Origin of the sequence: Candidimonas sp. SYP-B2681, assembly GCF_003971065.1 — a bacterium.
Classification (GTDB): Bacteria; Pseudomonadota; Gammaproteobacteria; order Burkholderiales; family Burkholderiaceae_B; genus Pollutimonas.
In genome coordinates, this window is sequence record NZ_RYDV01000004.1 from 21,795 (window position 1) to 39,443 (window position 17,649).

Annotated in this window: 17 protein-coding genes; 6 read left to right on the forward strand and 11 right to left on the reverse strand. The window is 57.4% G+C overall.

Translation table 11 applies throughout. The features are described 5' to 3' along the window. Positions 1-22 precede the first annotated feature (22 nt). Positions 23-1,024 carry a tripartite tricarboxylate transporter substrate binding protein gene (locus tag EKL30_RS09640; protein WP_126707023.1) on the forward strand — a complete coding sequence of 334 codons (1,002 nt, stop codon included), beginning with the start codon at positions 23-25 and terminating at the stop codon, positions 1,022-1,024. A gap of 75 nt (positions 1,025-1,099) precedes the next feature. Here EKL30_RS09640 and EKL30_RS09645 read toward each other — a convergent pair whose 3' ends face one another. Both EKL30_RS09645 and EKL30_RS09650 read right to left on the reverse strand, forming a co-directional pair. Next, positions 1,100-2,434, reverse strand: a complete 1,335-nt coding sequence (locus EKL30_RS09645; RefSeq protein WP_126707024.1) for an amidase — start codon at positions 2,432-2,434, stop codon at positions 1,100-1,102. A 34-nt stretch (positions 2,435-2,468) separates the two neighbouring features. After that, a complete protein-coding gene (locus tag EKL30_RS09650) occupies positions 2,469-3,470 on the reverse strand; it encodes a tripartite tricarboxylate transporter substrate binding protein (protein ID WP_199748529.1) in 1,002 nt (333 codons plus the stop codon). Positions 3,471-3,605: 135 nt separating this feature from the next. Here EKL30_RS09650 and EKL30_RS09655 point away from each other — a divergent pair, with 135 nt between their 5' ends. After that, complete coding sequence (locus EKL30_RS09655; RefSeq protein ID WP_126707025.1) at positions 3,606-4,586, forward strand: LysR substrate-binding domain-containing protein; 981 nt, start codon at positions 3,606-3,608, stop codon at positions 4,584-4,586. Here the strand turns inward: EKL30_RS09655 and EKL30_RS09660 are convergent. Then, on the reverse strand, positions 4,563-5,033 hold the full coding sequence (locus EKL30_RS09660) for a tRNA (cytidine(34)-2'-O)-methyltransferase (protein WP_126707026.1): 471 nt from the start codon (positions 5,031-5,033) through the stop codon (positions 4,563-4,565). The two genes, EKL30_RS09655 and EKL30_RS09660, sit on opposite strands and share 24 nt — an antisense overlap. Positions 5,034-5,106: 73 nt before the next feature. Continuing rightward, complete coding sequence (locus tag EKL30_RS09665; protein WP_126707027.1) at positions 5,107-5,964, reverse strand: ComF family protein; 858 nt, start codon at positions 5,962-5,964, stop codon at positions 5,107-5,109. A gap of 35 nt (positions 5,965-5,999) precedes the next feature. On the opposite strand from EKL30_RS09665, the gene EKL30_RS09670 reads away from it, so the two are divergent. Beyond that, positions 6,000-6,953 carry a methyltransferase domain-containing protein gene (locus tag EKL30_RS09670; protein WP_126707028.1) on the forward strand — a complete coding sequence of 318 codons (954 nt, stop codon included), beginning with the start codon at positions 6,000-6,002 and terminating at the stop codon, positions 6,951-6,953. A gap of 110 nt (positions 6,954-7,063) precedes the next feature. Here EKL30_RS09670 and EKL30_RS09675 read toward each other — a convergent pair whose 3' ends face one another. Then, entirely contained in the window at positions 7,064-7,486 is a 423-nt protein-coding gene (locus EKL30_RS09675) for a type II toxin-antitoxin system HigA family antitoxin (RefSeq protein ID WP_233583036.1), read from the reverse strand. Further along, positions 7,474-7,761, reverse strand: a complete 288-nt coding sequence (locus tag EKL30_RS09680; RefSeq protein ID WP_126707029.1) for a type II toxin-antitoxin system HigB family toxin — start codon at positions 7,759-7,761, stop codon at positions 7,474-7,476. Before EKL30_RS09680 ends, EKL30_RS09675 begins: the two co-directional genes overlap by 13 nt. A gap of 98 nt (positions 7,762-7,859) precedes the next feature. Between EKL30_RS09680 and EKL30_RS09685 the strand changes: the two genes are divergently transcribed. Further along, the gene (locus EKL30_RS09685; RefSeq protein WP_199748531.1) at positions 7,860-8,798 is read left to right on the forward strand and encodes a UDP-glucuronic acid decarboxylase family protein; all 939 of its coding nucleotides are present in this window, start codon (positions 7,860-7,862) and stop codon (positions 8,796-8,798) included. 54 nt (positions 8,799-8,852) lie between these two features. On the opposite strand, the gene EKL30_RS09690 is transcribed toward EKL30_RS09685, so the two are convergent. Genes EKL30_RS09690 through rsmB form a run of 4 tightly spaced genes read right to left on the reverse strand, consistent with a single transcriptional unit; the run spans position 8,853 to position 13,874 of the window. Next, positions 8,853-9,545 carry a response regulator gene (locus EKL30_RS09690; RefSeq protein ID WP_126707031.1) on the reverse strand — a complete coding sequence of 231 codons (693 nt, stop codon included), beginning with the start codon at positions 9,543-9,545 and terminating at the stop codon, positions 8,853-8,855. Between the two features lie 6 nt (positions 9,546-9,551). Next, on the reverse strand, positions 9,552-11,945 hold the full coding sequence (locus EKL30_RS09695; RefSeq protein ID WP_126707032.1) for an ATP-binding protein: 2,394 nt from the start codon (positions 11,943-11,945) through the stop codon (positions 9,552-9,554). Continuing rightward, on the reverse strand, positions 11,897-12,472 hold the full coding sequence (locus EKL30_RS09700) for a DUF4390 domain-containing protein (protein WP_126707033.1): 576 nt from the start codon (positions 12,470-12,472) through the stop codon (positions 11,897-11,899). The genes EKL30_RS09695 and EKL30_RS09700 overlap by 49 nt, the downstream gene beginning before the upstream one ends. Before the next feature lie 52 nt (positions 12,473-12,524). Continuing rightward, positions 12,525-13,874, reverse strand: a complete 1,350-nt coding sequence (gene rsmB, locus EKL30_RS09705; RefSeq protein WP_370246257.1) for a 16S rRNA (cytosine(967)-C(5))-methyltransferase RsmB — start codon at positions 13,872-13,874, stop codon at positions 12,525-12,527. A gap of 128 nt (positions 13,875-14,002) precedes the next feature. On the opposite strand from rsmB, the gene rimO reads away from it, so the two are divergent. Further along, the gene (rimO, locus tag EKL30_RS09710; RefSeq protein WP_126707035.1) at positions 14,003-15,319 is read left to right on the forward strand and encodes a 30S ribosomal protein S12 methylthiotransferase RimO; all 1,317 of its coding nucleotides are present in this window, start codon (positions 14,003-14,005) and stop codon (positions 15,317-15,319) included. Positions 15,320-15,330: 11 nt separating this feature from the next. On the opposite strand, the gene EKL30_RS09715 is transcribed toward rimO, so the two are convergent. Beyond that, complete coding sequence (locus tag EKL30_RS09715; RefSeq protein ID WP_126707036.1) at positions 15,331-16,440, reverse strand: glycosyltransferase; 1,110 nt, start codon at positions 16,438-16,440, stop codon at positions 15,331-15,333. A gap of 231 nt (positions 16,441-16,671) precedes the next feature. On the opposite strand from EKL30_RS09715, the gene EKL30_RS09720 reads away from it, so the two are divergent. Beyond that, a complete protein-coding gene (locus EKL30_RS09720) occupies positions 16,672-17,646 on the forward strand; it encodes a glycosyltransferase family 2 protein (protein WP_126707037.1) in 975 nt (324 codons plus the stop codon). The last annotated feature ends 3 nt before the right edge of the window (positions 17,647-17,649 follow it).

Here is a 17,649-nt window from a genome sequence, read left to right on the forward strand (position 1 = left end):
CCAATACTTACCAAGGATCACCATGATCGGCTTTTCACCGCTACGCCGCAAACTTCATCTGTCCATGCTCGGCCTGGCCGCTGCCGGATCAATGCTAATGGCCGCGGCGACGCAGGCCGCCGAATGGCCCGACCGCCCAATCCAACTGGTTGTGCCCTTTCCGCCCGGCTCATCGCCCGACACCCTGGCTCGAGCCATTGCCGAGCCGCTGGCTAAAGAATTGGGCCAAGCGATCGTGGTGGAAAACAAGGCGGGCGCTGGGGGCAATATAGGCACGCGCTACGCCAGCCGTGCCAAGCCAGACGGCTACACCATGCTGCTTACGATCAACGGGCCGATGGTGACCGCGCCTACCCTGTACAAAAAGACGCTGGGCTACGATCCGCTCAACGACCTTGACCCCATCAGCCTGGTCGGAACCAGCCCCAATGTACTGGTGGTGCCAGCTGATTCGCCCGCCACCACATTGCAGGAATTTGTTCGCCTTGCCAAAGAAAAGCCGGGCGCATTGAATTATGGCTCCGTCGGCCCGGGAAGTTCTTCGCACCTGGGCATGGCCATGCTGGAACACCAGGCCGGCATCAAACTGCTGCAGATTCCCTATACCGGTTTCCCGCAAATTATTACCTCGATTATTGCCGGCGACATCCAGGCGGGATTCATGGTGCCCGGTGTCGCCATGCCGCAAGTCAACGCCGGCAAGGTGCGCGCCCTGGCCATTACCAGCCTTGAAAGCAGCGAGATACTGCCCGGCCTGCCTACGGTAGCGTCGCAAGGCTATCCGGGCTTCGAATCGATTTCCTGGGACGCGATTTTCGTGCCCGCGGGAACGCCGGCTGATATTGTCGAAAAGATGAACGCGTCTATTACCCGAATTCTTGCATTGCCCGAAATAAAGCAAAAGATGGCGGCCCTGTATTTCACGCCCGCCCCGTCATCACCCGCCGAGCTTACCAAGCTGGTCGAGGACGAAAAGCTGCGTTGGGACGAAGTGATCAATCGCCTGAATTTGTCGCTGGATTGAATGACACCCAGCGCGTTGATGTTGCTGATTCGAGGAGCCGAAAAGTTGTCAGGTCCAGCGCCCTTCACTGGACGTTCATGCGCGCCGGTCGATGACCCGATGAATGGATTCTGCCCACGATAACAAACTGGCGTCGGCGCCCGGCCTTGCTACAAGCTGAACGCCAAGCGGTAAGCCATTCTTCGCGAATGAGGTGGGCAGATGAATACAGGGCCATCCCAATAAGCTCCACACCACATTGAAAATCGACGATCCCGTGCCTTCTATTCCGGTGGGCGCAGGCCCTGGAGCACTGGGCGTCAGAATGAGGTCAGCGTCATGGAAGAGCTCGGTCCATTTATCGCGAAAGTCGGCCTGAATGCTTTTCATGTCCAGGTATTGGCGTGGACAGATTCTGCCACCCTGGATTACAGCGTTGACCAGCACAGTACTAAGCTGGTCGCGCTGCACACGCAGCACGGGGGCAAGGCTTTGCGCAAATTCGTAATGCATGATCACCGAATGCGCTTCGATCATTTGGTGTAGCGCTGCCACAGGCCCTCCGCTTGCCGCAACCTGCGCCCCGGCCTTACGCAAGTCCATCGCGGCCACGTCCAAGGAGTTTTCCGCTTCAGTTTCCAGAAGAGTGCCCGACCAGCTTGCAGACAGGTGAGTAATCTTCAAGTCGCGGACGAGGGTCAGATCTTTATTATTCTGGGCGGGCACCGCTGCCTTCGCGGCCTGGGCCCCTCCTGCCCAATATTGCGGCAACAGTACCTGACCAACCGTTGCAACGTCGGACACCGTACGGCCATACCAGCCTATGGTATCCAGGGAATCACAGGTGAGTTTCAATCCGTCGCGATGCAGGCTGCCAAACGTCGGCTTGAACCCGATAACGCCGCAAAAGGCCGCCGGCCGAATCATCGATCCTCCGGTCTGTGTGCCCAGAGCCACCGGAACCATGCCGGCCGCGACGGCCGCCGCCGACCCGCTGGAAGAGCCACCGGGGGTATGGTCAATATTGACGGGATTACGAGTGGCGCCAGGCGATTTGAAGGCAAATTCAGCCGTCACGGTCTTGCCTATCGGTATCGCCCCAGCTGCCCGCAATAGCCCCACGCTGGCGGCGTCGAATTGCACGGACAAATCGCGGCACGCCAGCGAGCCACTGCGGGTGGGCATGTCTGCAACGTCGATGACGTCTTTAACGCCCACTGGAATGCCGGCAAGAGGCCCATTCAGCGTTGTTGGCCCGACAAGCGAGCCAACGTCGCCAGCGTCCATGACAAATGCCCAGGCCCTTAGAACGCCGTCGTGCTTGCGGATTTGATCCAAGGCGCGCTGGGCGGCCCTTTCGGGTGCGTCGAGCCCCTGCCGTACACGCTGAGCGATCTCTTTGACCGACAGCTGCGCCATTTCTAATTCCATATCAACCTTTGTTCCAGCGATGCGTCGCTATCTCTTACTGAGCCCGCATGCCTTTTTCTTTAATCAATTTGGTCCAGCGAGCATTTTCCGACCTTACAAACTGCGTAAAGTCATCAGGAGTGCCGCCACCGACTTCGGCGCCCTGCGCATCAACGATGCGAGCGTACTCGGCATCCTGCACGGCGCGATTCACCCCCTCGTTCAGCCGCTGAATGACGGCTGCGGGGACACCTTTCGGTGCAATAACGCCAAACCAGTTCGACGCGTTCATCGCTGGCAAGCCCAGTTCCGTAAAGGTGGGGACAGCGGGCAAGGCCGACAGCCTTTGTGCCGATGTCACGGCCAAAATCCGTACCCGCGGGTTTGCGCCGGTGGCGTGCGGAATGAACAAACTGGCAAGATCCATAACGAAATCGACGTTTCCGGCGATCAGGTCATTTACTGCAGGCGCGCCGCCACGGTAGGGAATGTGGGCGGCTTCAAAACCGGCCGTATTCTTCAACAACTCTGCGACAAGATTCGAGGCTCCACCGGCACCCGTCGATCCGTAGTTCAGGTTGTCCGGGTTTTGCTTGCCGTGTGCTATCAAGCCAGCAATCGTGGTGTAGGATGATTTTGCCGACACCGCCAATACCAAAGGGCCTTTCTCTAGCAGTGCGATAGGCTGCACGTCTTTCTGAGGATCGAAGGGCAGTTTTTCGTAAAGCGCCTGATTCGTTGCCAACGGAGCAAAATTGCCCAGGCCTATTGTGTACCCGTCCGGTTTCGCACGAGCAATCGCTGCCGTGCCAATATTGCCGCTTGCCCCGGGCCGGTTATCGACTACGACCGTTTGCCCAAGATACTCGGAAAGTTTCTGCGCCAGCTGACGCGATCGCGTATCGGAACTGCCACCCGCCGCATAGGGAACGATAAACGTGATGGCTCCTTGGGGGTAATCAGCCGCATGCACTGCATTCGCGCCCGCGATCATTCCCACTGACGCTGACAGTATCAGCGCGCCCTTTACCAGCAACTTTTGCATTGCATTCGACATAATGCCTTCCCCGTTGATTTTTTTATGTCGCGACCTGAAAAAATACCCTGGGGCACGACACTGATTTAGTTTGCAAAGAGTCAGCATGGTAGCCAGTCGATTATTATTCGTCCAATTCTAAATAGGACGCTCATTATGTCGGTGTCAAACTTAATGTTCTTGGATGGCAAGCTGCTGTCGGTATTCTGCGTGGTCGCTGAAGAGCTCCATTTCGGTCGCGCTGCCGCACGGTTATTCATGACTCAGCCACCGCTCAGTCAGCATATCAAACGCCTTGAAGAGCTTATCGGCGCGCCGCTTTTCTTGAGAACGACCCGATCCGTGCGTCTTACCCCTGCGGGTCAGATACTGTATGACCGTGCTCAACAGATTTCCGGCGATACCGTGTCTATGCTGCGTGCAGTGCGGCAAGCCGCACGCGGCGAAGCCGGATCGTTGGTGATCGGCCTGACGCCAAGCGCAGCCAGCTCTACCTTGGCCGGCGGGCTCTATCAATTCCGGGTTGAACATCCCGAGATTGATTTGGACCTGCGTGAGATGACCTCAACCGTTATGGAAAGCGCCTTGCGCTTGCGTACCCTGGATATCGCATTAATGCGGCCTACAGTGATGTCCGCCGATATTCAGACGATCGAAATACATAGCGAGCCCATGATGCTCGTGGTCAGAAAAGACCACAAGCTGGCCAATTACCACCGCGTCAAACTGCAAGATATCGTTCTGTACCCGCTAATCGGTCTGCAACAAGATATCTCGCCTTACTTCAGGGAAATCGTGCAAACCATGTTCGTACGCAGCAAACTCGTTCCGAACATCGTGCAAGAAAGCGTTATCCCCACGATACTGACGCTGGTCGAAGCCGGCGCAGGCATTGCCATTGTTCCGTCTTCCCTGTCACGCACGCGCGGCGATTCACTGGTTTTCTTACCGATAGCCGGCCAATCGACTCCGGTGGCGAAACTCGTGGCTGCCGCACTATCGGATTCGGTCACGCCGGCCATCGAGAAACTTATTCTGACCTTGCAACACAGCGCTGCCCCGAAAGCCGCCAGCCGAGAGTCGCGTCGAACGACCCGGCGTGGCGCAACATCATCACACGCTGCCCGCGTACCCTGACTGCCGCCACGCTTCGTACACCGTGACGGCCACGGCGTTAGACAGGTTCAGGCTACGCTGGTCGGGCAACATGGGCAGGCGCAGGCGTTGATCCGGCGGAAAAAACGCCATTTGTTCCGCTGTCAGGCCAGCGGTCTCGCGGCCAAACACGAAGACATCGCCGGGCGCAAAAGGCGTCAAGCCAATCAGCTGTGTGCCTTTGGTCGTCAAGGCGAAGCGGCGCGCGGGATCACCGCCTATCTTTTCGAACGCGAGAGCCAGGCTGTCGTGCACCTGCATATTGGCCCATTCGTGGTAATCCAGGCCGGCGCGCTTCAGTCTTTTGTCATCCAATTCGAAGCCCAGCGGGCGTACCAGGTGCAGTCCGGCGCCCGTATTGGCGGCCAGGCGAATGACGTTTCCCGTATTGGGCGGTATTTCGGGCGACACTAAAACGATGTGAAACATGGATGTATTCCGTTAGAACGATAGGTCGCTAAAAGCAGCAAGCCCATGAAGGCACAGCGGCTTTCCAGACGCGCTACAGGGCCTCAGCGATATAAGGGGTGCGCGCCAGCACCAAGCCCAGCACCGACGCGGCACCCGCCGCCTTGAACTGCTGCGCAATGCTGTGCAGCGTGCTGCCCGTGGTAAGGACGTCGTCCACGACCGCAATCGCTGCACCGGCCACCCGTTGGGGGCAAGCGTATAACGACTGCACGCTATGGAGTCTGTCCGTGCGGTTCAGCCTGGTCTGGCGGCTGCCTTCCTGAACGCGCAGCAGCAATTCCGGGCGGCACGACAAATCGAGCTGGCGCGCCAGACTGCGAGCGACTTCAGCGGCGGGATTAAAACCCCGCTCGATAATCGAACTTCGGCTGGCCGGGACTGGAACCAGGATTGTATTCGCTGGCAAAGCGGGTGTCGCGTCACGCACGGTTCGCGCAAGCAAGCCGGCCAGCATGCCAGCGCTGGTAAAGCGCCTGCCGACTTTAAAATAGTGAATCAGCAGGTCGCCCGGTTCGGCGTAATCGAAGGCCGCAATGACGCGATCGAACGCGGGTTGCCGCAAGCAGCAATCGGGGCAGGCATTATGGCGACCCAGCGCCAGACAACAGGCCGGGCAACGCAAGCCGTTATGTTGCATGGAATGCAAGACCGCGGCGGCGCAATTGGCGCACAGCCCGCCGCCTTTAGCGCTTCCTTGGCATAAAACGCAAGCCGTCGGAACCAGGGCAATACCGGCTCGGCACGCCAGGTAAAGGCGGCGGCGCAAACCCACGCCGCTGTGTCGTGCATATTCGCGCATGGGGGGCATATCGGCCATAATGGTAGTCTCGATGGCGTATACAACGTATCGCAGGCGCCCACGACCGGGGCCATGAACGTATGTAAACACAGCCTATTTCCACACACCAGATCCTTTAGCCAAAAATGTCACAGCCACCTTCACTGCGCGTCAGTCCGGCCCATGTCAGTCTGCAATTTGCCCGGCGCAGCCCTCTGGATTCAGCGCAGTTTCTGTACGGCGAAATCGCCCAGCGGATGTTGCAGCGATTAAGTTATATACGCGTTGCGCCAGTGGCGGTGCTGGACGCGGGCTGCGGCGCGGCCCATGCGCTGGAACCCTTGCGGGCGCGCTATGCAGAACTGGACTACAAAGGCCTGGATAACTGCGCCCCTTTGCTCGAGGCCGCGCGTCAACGCTACCTGGCCAAACCCGGATTCTGGCAAAAACTGCGCAACAAGCCCACGCCGCCCGCCGAATTCATCCTGGCCGATATGGCCGAATCCGGTCTGGCGCCTGAAAGCATGGACCTGGTCTGGTCGAATATGGCCTTGCACTGGCACCCCGAACCCCATCAGGTACTAAGCGAATGGCGCCGCGTGCTAAAGCCTGGTGCCTTGGTTATGTTCTCGTGTTTGGGCCCTGGCTCGCTGGCCGAACTGCGCAAAGCCATTGTCGACGCCAATCTTCAGACCAACACGCCACAGTATGTCGACATGCACGATTTTGGGGACCTGCTTATCGAGCGCGGTTTTTCCGACCCGGTCATGGATCAGGAAATCATCACCCTTACCTATCGCACACCGGAAAAACTTCTGGAAGACATGCGCACGCTGGGTGGCAATCCCAGCCTGGATCGTCGCCGGGGCTTGGTCGGCAGGCAGTGGCGGCAGCGCTTGCTGGACGCCCTTGAACGCCAGCGGCATATCGACGGCACCATACATCTGACCCTCGAAGTGGCCTACGGCCATGCATGGCGTTCCGCCAGCATGCGCAACATGTTCGGCGAGACCCGCATATCGGTCGGTTCGATTGGCCACGCCAGCAAAGACCCAAAGCCTCCACTCCCGACGATCAAGCCGCGCAAGACGGATACGTGATTCGTTCACCAAGTGTGTGCCATGCCCAGGCTAGCAATGGGCAGGGAAAGGCCTCGGGTAGGTACTGCACAAATTGGCGCATCCACTGCTGGGAGTCAGATGCTTCTTGTTCAAACAAAGGTTGCCGCCGAAACACCAAAGCGCTCGCTAAGGGCCCGAACTTGCCGGATATTAAGCTCGCGCTTGCCAGTCAGAATCTCCGAAACAACGCCCTGACTACCGATTTCCGGCAGATCACCTTGCCTCAGGCCGTGTTGTTCCATCAGGAAACTCAGAGCTTGTATGCCGGTGGCATCAGGCAAGGGGTGGCGCTTGATCTCATAGTCTTCAATCAGGTCGCCGACGATATCGACCAGCCCCATGGCCGAATGATTTTCGTTGCCACCGATTTCATCGAGCAGGGCTTCGAGAATCTGGGTCATGCAAACGTAATGAGCCTCGTCACGGATGGGGGCGATGTCGGTAGCGCGGCGGAAATGTTCCCAAGCCGGAAGCAGCTGTGTCACATCGATGGGCGCGTTCATGGTTTCCATGCTCCTTTATCGTAATCTCGGTGGGTAAGCACCGCCTTGACGTACACGATCTGCTTTTCAAACCGAATGTAGGTAACCAAGCGGTATTTATTGCCACCGACGTTGAACACCACTAACTCACCGACTTTATCCACCGCATTGAACGCGGCTTTGAGTTCGGCCCAGTTGGCAAATCGGTTCTTCTCAATCACTCGCCGCCAGCCCTGTAAGGGATCGTCGGCTTGGGGATGCTCCGCAGCGAAAGCCCTTAAGGCACTGTTGCTAATGATCTTCATCCAGCCAGTATATCTCAATTTGAGATATATGCGGCCCCTATAGGCACGGGTATTGCATGCGGCACTAGATGCCGAATGCAAACACAGGAAACCGTGCAATGACGATGACCACATTGGTGACTGGCGGCGCGGGCTTTCTGGGTTCGCACCTTTGTGATCGATTAATCGCCGACGGAAATGAAGTGCTGTGCGTCGATAATCTTTATACCGGTAGCAAAGACAATATTCGCCATCTGCTGGACCATAAGCACTTTGAACTGCTACGGCACAATATCTGGCTGCCCTTGCATGTAGAGGTCGACCGCATCTACAACCTGGCATGCCCCGCCAGCCCGGTTCATTATCAGAACGACCCGGTGGCCACCATCAAGACATCGGTGCTGGGTTCGATCAATATGCTAGGTCTGGCCAAGCGCCGCAAGGCGCGCATTTTGCAGGCCTCGACCAGCGAGGTCTACGGCGACCCGCAAGTTCACCCCCAAGCGGAAGACTATTGGGGCCATGTGAATACGGCCGGCCCGCGAGCCTGCTATGACGAGGGCAAGCGCTGCGCGGAAACCTTATTCTTTGACTACCACAGGCAAAACAAGGTCGATATAAGGGTGATCCGAATCTTCAATACCTATGGCCCGCGCATGCACCCCAACGATGGCCGGGTAGTCAGTAATTTTATTGTTCAGGCACTGCAGGGTGAACCGCTAACGCTGTATGGGGATGGACTGCAGACTCGATCGTTCTGCTATGTCGATGACCTTATCGAAGGCATGCTGCGCATGATGAGTCAGGACGACGAGATCGGCCCCATCAACTTGGGCAATCCTGCCGAATTCACGATTCGTGAACTTGCCGAAATGGTTCTGCGTTTGACCGGCTCGAAAAGCAAGATCGTCTTTCTCACCTTACCGCAAGACGATCCCTTGCAGCGTCGACCCGATATTTCGAAGGCGAATTCCGTATTGCAATGGACGCCGACCGTCGAACTCGACGATGGGCTGCAAAGGACAATCGCGTATTTCCGGAAGGTCTTGAGCAAGTAAGGCCAGAACCCAAAGCGGGCAAGGCGCAGCAAGCGCGTCGCCGCTTCGACGCCTTTAGCTTGCGACGTTCTTTTTGCGCGAAGCGTCGATGCCCAGTTGCTTCAGCTTGCGATACAAGTGAGTGCGCTCCAGACCGGTGCGTTCGGACACGCGCGTCATGCTGTGATTTTCACGACCCAAGTGATATTCGAAATAAATCCGTTCGAATTCGTCGCGGGCATCCCGCAGGGGCTGGTCTAAGGAAATGCCGCCCAGTAGCGAATGGTTGGCATCAGGCACGGGTGCAACGGCATCGGCAATCTGGCTGGTGGTCAGCGGCTGAACGTTATCTACCCTGCGCTCAAGCGGCATCCGGGCCGCTGCGGCCACGGCCGGCGTGAGCACCGGGCGAGCCAGACCGGCTGCGACCGTTTTAAGCAGCTTTTGCAAGGTAATCGGCTTTTCCAGGAAATCGATCGCGCCAATTTTGGTAGCCTCGACGGCGGTATCTACCGTTGCGTGGCCGCTCATCATGATCACCGGCATATCCAGCAGACCTTGCGACGCCCACTCTTTCAACAGGCTTACGCCATCCGTGTCTGGCATCCAGATATCAAGCAAGACCAAGTCCGGCCGGGCGCGCAGGCGCGCTGCGCGCGCCTGCGCGGCGTTTTCTGCGAGCTCGATCGTATGCCCTTCGTCGTAAAGAATTTCAGACAAAAGCTCGCGAATACCAATTTCATCGTCAACAACCAGGATTCTGGCCATAAAGCGTCACCTACCTATTTTTTCCGCATTATCGTTCTCTTGCGTATCTACGTCCATCTTAGTCGTAGAAACGGCAAGGCGTGTCAAGAGGATGGAAATGCGTGCCCCCCCTTCCCGGCGGTTCGAAACATCAATTCGGCCACCGTGTTCCTCGATAATCTTTTTTACTATAGCAAGCCCCAGGCCCGTCCCCGTTGCCTTGGTCGTGACGTAGGGCTCGAAAACCCGCGTCAATACTTGCGGCGCAAAGCCGGGGCCATTATCAGACACGGTCAGGCGTACCGCAAGTTGCTCGGGTCCGTTATTGGGCGATGACCTGGTCAGCTTGGTCTGCACCCAAATACAGGCCTGAGCAAGCGGCTGTTCCTGGCTAGCCGCGTCGCGGGCATTTGCCAGCAAATTATGGATTACCTGACGCAACTGCGTCGGATCCCCTTCAATCTTTGGAATCTCCGGGTCGAATTCGACCTCGATTCTAGCGCTACGGCCATCGTCACGTACGTGGCCCCCCACCGGGTCCCAACCATACAGGCTAAGCACCTCGCCCACTAGACCGTTGATGTTTATGTCTTGCATCTGTGCGGGCGGCGTGCGGGCGTACTCGCGAAAGTCGTCGACCATCTTCTTTAACGACGCCACCTGGTTCACGATTGTATTCGTAGATCGTGTCAGCATGGCGGCATCGGCTTCATTCAGGCGCCCGTCCAGCTTCATGGCAAGCCGCTCGGCGGACAATTGTATGGGTGTCAGCGGATTCTTGATTTCGTGCGCCAGCCGGCGGGCCACTTCACCCCAAGCCACAGTGCGGTTAGCGGAAATGACCTCGCTGATGTCATCGAACACGACCAAGTAACCGTTGCCGCGGCTGTCAACGCTCAAATGCGTACCGCGTGCCAGCAGGGTCACGATGTGCTTCTTGGTTTCATTATCGGTCGCGTCTTCCAGTTCCAGTTCGAACTGCTGTTGCCAATACAGGCGTTCGGACCCCACCGCGGTATGTGCGGCAAAGGCCTGGCGTATCAGTTGCGACAAGGCAAACGCGCCGTCAGCGGTTTCCAGCGGCCGGCCTTTTACTGACCGTAAATCGACTCGCAAGATACTTTGCGCGCCCTGGTTGAACATGGTTACGCGAAACATCTCGTCGAACACCAACACACCGGACGACAAATTGCTAAGCACCGATTCCAGGTAAACATTGGATCGCTCTAATTGCTGGCGGTTGTTCTCGACCATCTGGCGTGCTTCATCGAGCTGGCGCGTCATGGCATTGAACGAACGTGTGAGCTGACCGATTTCATCCTTGGCAGGAGCTTCGGGCAGCGGCCGGTAATCGCCCACCCCCACCGCCTGCGTTCCCGAAGCCAGGGTTAGCAAAGGCCGCACCAGCCGACGCGATACCGCCAGGGCCACCGCGACGGCGGCGAAAACCGCCAGGATCAGGGCCAGGGTAAGCGTAATGCCATACAACTTGCGCAAGCCCAGACGCGACAGGGCCAATTCCTGGTAGTCTCGAAAGCCCTGCTGTACCTGGTTGGCATTGCGCGCGATTTGATCGGGTACTGGCTGAATGACCTGCAGCCAGCGCGTGTCCGGCGCAATCCCGAAGACGGTGGTCAGGCGATCGGGGGTGCTTACGGGAATCACAACGCGCAGGCGCAAACCCGTGCTGTCTGGTGCATCGGTGCCGCCCGACACCATGCGCTCGTCGGTTTCGGCGGCGGAGTATCCGCGCGATACCCTAAGCTGATTCATGACGCCTGTTGGCGGCATGTCGGGCAACAACTGCCCATAGGCCGATGATGAAAAAGCGATCAGCCGGCCGTTTCCGGTAAAGACCATGGCTTCGGTCGCTCCGCTGGTTTCGCGCAGGCGTGTAATGGCCTGCGCCATGTCGGCATCGCTGCCACTGCCCAGCCGGACAGAGAGCTCTTTGGCACGGGCGTTCAGGTCGGCCAGTTGTGAATCAAGTGCTGCACGCCCCAGATTCAAACCGGCTTCAAGCGCGTTATCGACGCGCACATTGAACCAGGATTCAATGGAGCGGGACATGAACTGCACCGACAACACATAAATCAAGGCGCCGGGCACCACCCCGATCAGGGTGAAGTACAAAGCAAAGCGGGCCGTCAGGCGCGCGCCGAACTGGCGCCTGCGAATCTGGCGCAATAAACGCGCAGCCAGCAGTACCACCCAAAATACCAGCGCCACGGCAAGAATGCCATTGAGCACCAGCAAGGTATCGTACTGCTGGGCATAGCGCGAAGCATTACCGGTTGACCAGGCCAGCAGGGTCAGCAAGGCCAGCGAGCTTATTGCCGCCACGAAAAGTGCAACACGCAGACCCCAGCGTACTAGGGTTGGAGCGCGTCGCGTGAGATCGAAAAAGTGAAGTTTTTCCATGGAGTCGCTAAGGACCAAGCGCTGCTGTTAAAGGCATCCACCTGAAAGGGGCGCGCTAGTAATGAGGTATCAAGACGCAGCCGGATCCGGCCTTCGTAGAGTTTGTCCACTTCAAGATCTTCAATGTTGGCCACAGCCCAACCACGAATATTGCGCACCAGCGACAAGGCATCGTCCAGCGACGATTCAGGCAGAGTCAGTTCGCTGCTGCCCACACGCCATTGCCGTGTCAGGGCGTTGTAGACAATCCGCCAGGTGCGCCGTTCTTTGACGACCTCGTTGTCGAACCACCACCAGCGTTTGGATACCACTTCCAGATCGGCCGTAAAGTAGATAGGCACCCCTTTTTCGGCGGCATTGCGCAGGTCGCCATTGACTGAAAAATCGATGTCAGCATCGATATACAGCTTGCCGTCTTCGATAACGGGCTCGACCCGCGTGACACGCTCGGCCTCGTGCTGCACGCTGACCTGGGCATGCGCCGTCAGCGACAAACACAACAATAAAGGAAACAAGAGTCGTAGCATTACCGCTCACCGGGATCCAAAAAAAGACAAAACGTGCACCATTTTTGACGACTCACGCCTTCTTGGCAAACAAGGCATAGAAAAAGCCATCGCAAGATGCCGATTGTTCATCCGCAAGGGGCAACAACTGACCGGGCGCCGGCTGGCGGACCGCATCGGCATGCCGTTTTTCGAATTGAACCGCCTGTTGTTCACCTTCCTGCGGAAAGATCGAGCATGTGGAATACAGCAAGTGTCCGCCGGGTTTCACGGTTTGCCAGAGCGCATCCATGATCTTGCGCTGCACGCTGGCGGTTTTCGGAATATCGGTTTCGCGGCGCAGCCAACGTATGTCGGGGTGACGGCGCACAATGCCCGATGCCGTGCAGGGCACATCGGCCAGCACCGCATCGAAATGGCGGCCATCCCACCAGGAAGGCAGGTCGATCGCATCGGCGGCGCGCAACTCGACATTGGCGCCGTCGAGCCCCAGGCGATGCAAGTTTTGGGCGACCCGTTCCAGCCGTATCGGATCAGAATCAAGCGCCAGCAAGTCGATATCGGCTCGCTCGAGCAAATGAGCCGTCTTGCCGCCAGGCGCCGAGCAAGCGTCAAGCACGCGCATGCCGGACTGCAGCGGCAATATCTGTGCAGCTTGCTGGGCCGCAAGGTCTTGTACCGACCACCAGCCCTCTTCAAAACCCGGCACAGCCTGTACTGGGCGTGGTGTAGATAAGACAATGGCCCCGGGGGCCGGTGAAGTGGCTTCCAGGCCGGCGGCCGCAAGCTCGGCCATCATCTTTTCGACTGAGGAACGCCGGGCATTGACGCGCAGTGCCATAGGGCCAGGACGGTTGGCCGCCACCAGCAATGCCTGCCATTGATCGGGGTAGGCGCGGCGTACTTTAGCGATCCACCAGTTGGGATGATTGAATACTGCTTCCGGATATTGGCGTGCCTGCGCTAAAATAGCAGGTCTTTCCCGAATAAAGCCCCTTAGCGTTGCATTTAACAAGCCTTTATAGGTCTGCAGCTTGCGTTGGCCGGCCACCGCGTTTACGGCCTGGTCCACCACCGTATGTACGGCATATACCGGCAAGTCGCGGCGCGCAACGTGGTCGGACGAGGTTTCGTCCGAAAATTCGACCGCCGTATCCAGCAAGGCCAGCGACACCAACAGCACGGCGTCGAACAGCGGATTGGGCGGCGCACGTTGCACCAGCATCTGCTTTATCTCGAACACCAGGCCCAGGCGTCGCATTACATGAAACGCAACGGCCTGCGTGGAAGCGCGCAGCGCCGCCGGCGTGGCAGCAAGGCTGTCGGTCAGCGACGCGCCAGCCAGCACGGCCTGCACGTTTTGCGCGCTGGCCAAGATAGTGTCCGACAAGGATGTCGTATTACGGGTGGGTATAGAAGAAATTTCGGGCACGAGAACGAAGGCCTGCCAAGATAGGATCTGTTCTCGACTTTATCATCAAATGGCGACCTGGCCCGGTAGCCGCTAAAATTCTTTTTCTTTATCGAGCCTTAGGCTCAACGAGGTTATACATGAGTTCCCCAAAAGTCGGCTTTGTCAGTCTGGGATGCCCTAAAGCGTTGGTGGATTCCGAGCGCATCCTGACGCAATTGCGTACTGAAGGCTATATCATCACGCCTGATTACGACAACGCCGACGTGGTGGTCGTCAATACCTGTGGCTTTATCGACAGCGCCAAGGCCGAATCGCTGGACGCCATTGGCGAAGCCATTGCCGAAAATGGCAAAGTCATCGTTACGGGTTGCATGGGCGTAGAAGAAGCCCTGATCCGCGACATGCACCCTGCCGTCCTGGCCGTCACCGGCCCGCAGCAGTACGAGCAAGTCGTACGCGCCGTACACGAAGCGGCGCCCCCCAAGCTCGACCACGACCCCTACATCGACCTGGTGCCGCCGCAAGGCATCAAGCTTACGCCGCGCCACTACGCCTACCTGAAGATCTCGGAAGGCTGTAACCACCGCTGCAGCTTCTGTATTATTCCGTCGATGCGTGGCGACCTGGTCAGCCGACCCATAGGCGACGTCATGGGCGAGGCCGAGCGCCTGGTCAAGGCGGGCGTAAAAGAATTGCTGGTCATTTCGCAAGACACCAGCGCCTACGGCGTCGATGTGAAATTCCGCAGCGGCTTCTGGAACGGCCGCCCCATCAAGACCCACATGACGCAGCTTAGCGAAGCGCTGGCTGAATTCGGCGTGTGGACGCGACTGCATTATGTCTACCCCTACCCGCACGTGGACGAAGTCATTCCCCTAATGGCCGATGGGAAAATCCTGCCGTACCTGGATATCCCCTTCCAGCACGCCAGTCCAAAAATCCTGAAAGCCATGAAGCGCCCGGCATTCGAAGACCGCACCATGGCTCGGATCAAGCGTTGGCGCGAAATCTGTCCCGATTTGACCCTGCGTTCAACCTTTATCGTAGGCTTCCCGGGCGAAACCGAAGAAGATTTCCAGTACCTGCTCGACTGGATGACCGACGCCCAGCTCGACCGCGTAGGCTGCTTCCAATATTCGCCGGTGCAAGGCGCCCGGGCCAATGATCTAGCCGATCATGTCCCCGACGACGTCAAACAAGAACGCTGGGATCGCTTCATGGCCCATCAGCAAGCCATCTCAACGTCCCGCCTGGCACAGAAAGTGGGCCGTGAAATCGATGTCCTCATCGATGAAATCGACGAAGATGGCGCCATCGGAAGGTCTAGTGCCGACGCCCCCGAAATCGACGGCAGCGTGTTTGTCAGCAGCGAGCAAACGTTGAAAGCGGGCGATATGGTGCGTGTGCGCGTAACCGATTCCGACGAATACGATTTGTACGCGGAAACCATTTAGGGGCGGCCGGCCTAGTCGTCGTCATGATGCCGTTTCACGATCAGCCACTTGGGTACGTGAAAGCGCACCAATGCCCGATACAGCAGCATATAAATCACGACAAACAAGGCGGTGAAGCCGATTAATATCGGCTCGTTCTGCCAAAACAAGATGGCTGGCACACCCGCCAACGAGGAAAACACCCACAGAAACGGCGAGGTCATGGCATTGCGCTGCGTTTTGCTGCGCCGCTCGCCCGGGCCTACCTGAGCCCAGCGGACAACGCGGCGGTAGATCAACATGTGCAAGTGCACGCGGTCGGGAACGGTGGGCGAACTTCCCCGCAGAAACGCCTTGCGATAGATGGAAAACAAGGTTTCAAACACTGGGTAGAAGCACAGCAGCAAAGGAAACCACGCTGAAACATTGGGATGTCGCGCCAATAGCATAATGGATACCACGCCCATCATGTAGCCAATAAAATAGGCGCCGCCATCGCCCAGAAAGATCAGGCCACCAGGGTAGTTCCAGATCAGAAAGCCGCAAATCGCCCCTATCATGCTGACTGACATCACCAGCAGAAGCCGGTCGCCCAGATAATAAGCGACGTAGGCGAAGCCGGCGAAGATCAATGCCGACACCACGGCGGCCAGGCCATGGTAGCCATCGATAATATTGATGGCATTGGCGGCACCCGTAACGGCGACAATCGTGGCAACGAAGGACACCACCGTAAACTGCAAGAGCCAGTCTATGCCCATTACGTTCAGGCGGGTAATGTGGGCGTCAAGCACATAAAAAACCAGCACACCCGATATGGCGATCAGTAAAAAACGTAATCTGACTGAAGCGCGCTTACTGATATCTTCGGCCAGACCGCCCAGAAAGGCAGGCAGCGAACAGAGCCAGACCATGCCAATTTGACTAATCAGGCCGGGCTCGCGAAGTGCCAGCGGCACATACACCGCCAACATCGCCAAGACCAGTGCCAGTCCGCCCACACGGGGCACGGGTCTGACGTGGTATTTTTGAATCCCGGCCAAATCGCTGTCAGCGGTATAGCGGCTATGCAAATTCTTGTAGCGCACTAGTATGACATTCAGCATCAAGGAAACCATGAAGGCGGTTAGCAAGTACACCATGAGGCAGGCTATCCTATTCTATTTTCTGTTCGGTTCCGCTGAATGCCCGAGTAGAATTTTGTCTGTGCATCCTCGTCCCACTAACTGGGCAGCAAAAAACAGGCCACGCCATCACAAAGTTTTACATGATGAAGCATGACAACAAGTCGCAACGCCATCAATAGGGCGTCCGGCTAGCAGAACCAGGCGGCATAGCGTTTGCTTCATAGGCAGCACGAGGAGTCTTCAACCATGCCGGACGACACGTCGTATTTATGCGCATTGGACCCGCCCTCCCCCAGCGTGGCCATATTGCTTTGTACGTATCAAGGCGACAAATTTCTTGCCGAACAGCTGGATTCTTTTTTGTTGCAGACGCACTCCAACTGGAAGGTGTGGGCTTCCGATGCCGGGTCAACCGACGATACCCTGGCCATACTTAACAATTATCAGCAAGTGTGGGGCGAGGCGAAACTGACCATTCTGCACGGCCCCGTCACCGGGGCAACCGACAACTTTATGTCGCTGGTCTATAACACCGATATCCAGGCCGACTACTACGCGTTTTCCGACCAGGACGACATCTGGGAAGCCGACAAACTACGTCGGGCAATGTGCATGCTGGACAGGAATCTGGAACCCGACTACCAAGACACCCCAGCTCTTTATTGTTCACGCACACGGTATGTGGATGCACACAACCATGAATTGGGGCTGTCGCAACTATTCAAGCGACCGCCCAGCTTCGGCAATGCCCTGATGCAGAACATAGCGGGTGGCAACACCATGGTATTTAACGACAGCGCCCGCCAACTGTTGCTGTGCGTAGAAAAAACGACGCCCATCGTAATCCACGATTGGTGGGTGTATATCGTTGTCACGGGATGCGGCGGTACGGTTTGTTATGACCGCTACCCATCATTGCGATACCGCCAGCACAGCGGCAATTTGATCGGCATGAACTCTTCCATGTCGGCACGCATGATCCGTGTGCGCATGCTGCTCCAGGGCGAGTTCAAGGAGTGGTGTGAAAAGAATATCGCGGCCTTGCAGCAGATTCGGGACAAACTTACCCCCCGAAATCAGCAAACTCTGGATCAGTTCGTACAAGCGCGGCAGACGTGGATGCTGCCTCGCCTGGTGCAGTTATTGTGGACCGGTATTTACCGGCAGACTGCGTTGGGCAACCTTGGCTTGATTGTCGCTGCAGTCTTTAATAAATTGTAATGA

Bases quoted from the DNA above. Each gene is read 5' to 3' on its own strand.
- EKL30_RS09640 (WP_126707023.1), top strand. From the start codon at position 23: ATGATCGGCTTTTCACCGCTACGCCGCAAACTTCATCTGTCCATGCTC.
- EKL30_RS09645 (WP_126707024.1), bottom strand. From the start codon at position 2,434: ATGGAATTAGAAATGGCGCAGCTGTCGGTCAAAGAGATCGCTCAGCGT.
- EKL30_RS09650 (WP_199748529.1), bottom strand. From the start codon at position 3,470: ATGTCGAATGCAATGCAAAAGTTGCTGGTAAAGGGCGCGCTGATACTG.
- EKL30_RS09655 (WP_126707025.1), top strand. From the start codon at position 3,606: ATGTCGGTGTCAAACTTAATGTTCTTGGATGGCAAGCTGCTGTCGGTA.
- EKL30_RS09660 (WP_126707026.1), bottom strand. From the start codon at position 5,033: ATGTTTCACATCGTTTTAGTGTCGCCCGAAATACCGCCCAATACGGGA.
- EKL30_RS09670 (WP_126707028.1), top strand. From the start codon at position 6,000: ATGTCACAGCCACCTTCACTGCGCGTCAGTCCGGCCCATGTCAGTCTG.
- EKL30_RS09675 (WP_233583036.1), bottom strand. From the start codon at position 7,486: ATGGAAACCATGAACGCGCCCATCGATGTGACACAGCTGCTTCCGGCT.
- EKL30_RS09680 (WP_126707029.1), bottom strand. From the start codon at position 7,761: ATGAAGATCATTAGCAACAGTGCCTTAAGGGCTTTCGCTGCGGAGCAT.
- EKL30_RS09685 (WP_199748531.1), top strand. From the start codon at position 7,860: ATGACGATGACCACATTGGTGACTGGCGGCGCGGGCTTTCTGGGTTCG.
- EKL30_RS09690 (WP_126707031.1), bottom strand. From the start codon at position 9,545: ATGGCCAGAATCCTGGTTGTTGACGATGAAATTGGTATTCGCGAGCTT.
- EKL30_RS09695 (WP_126707032.1), bottom strand. From the start codon at position 11,945: ATGGAAAAACTTCACTTTTTCGATCTCACGCGACGCGCTCCAACCCTA.
- EKL30_RS09700 (WP_126707033.1), bottom strand. From the start codon at position 12,472: ATGCTACGACTCTTGTTTCCTTTATTGTTGTGTTTGTCGCTGACGGCG.
- rimO (WP_126707035.1), top strand. From the start codon at position 14,003: ATGAGTTCCCCAAAAGTCGGCTTTGTCAGTCTGGGATGCCCTAAAGCG.
- EKL30_RS09715 (WP_126707036.1), bottom strand. From the start codon at position 16,440: ATGGTGTACTTGCTAACCGCCTTCATGGTTTCCTTGATGCTGAATGTC.
- EKL30_RS09720 (WP_126707037.1), top strand. From the start codon at position 16,672: ATGCCGGACGACACGTCGTATTTATGCGCATTGGACCCGCCCTCCCCC.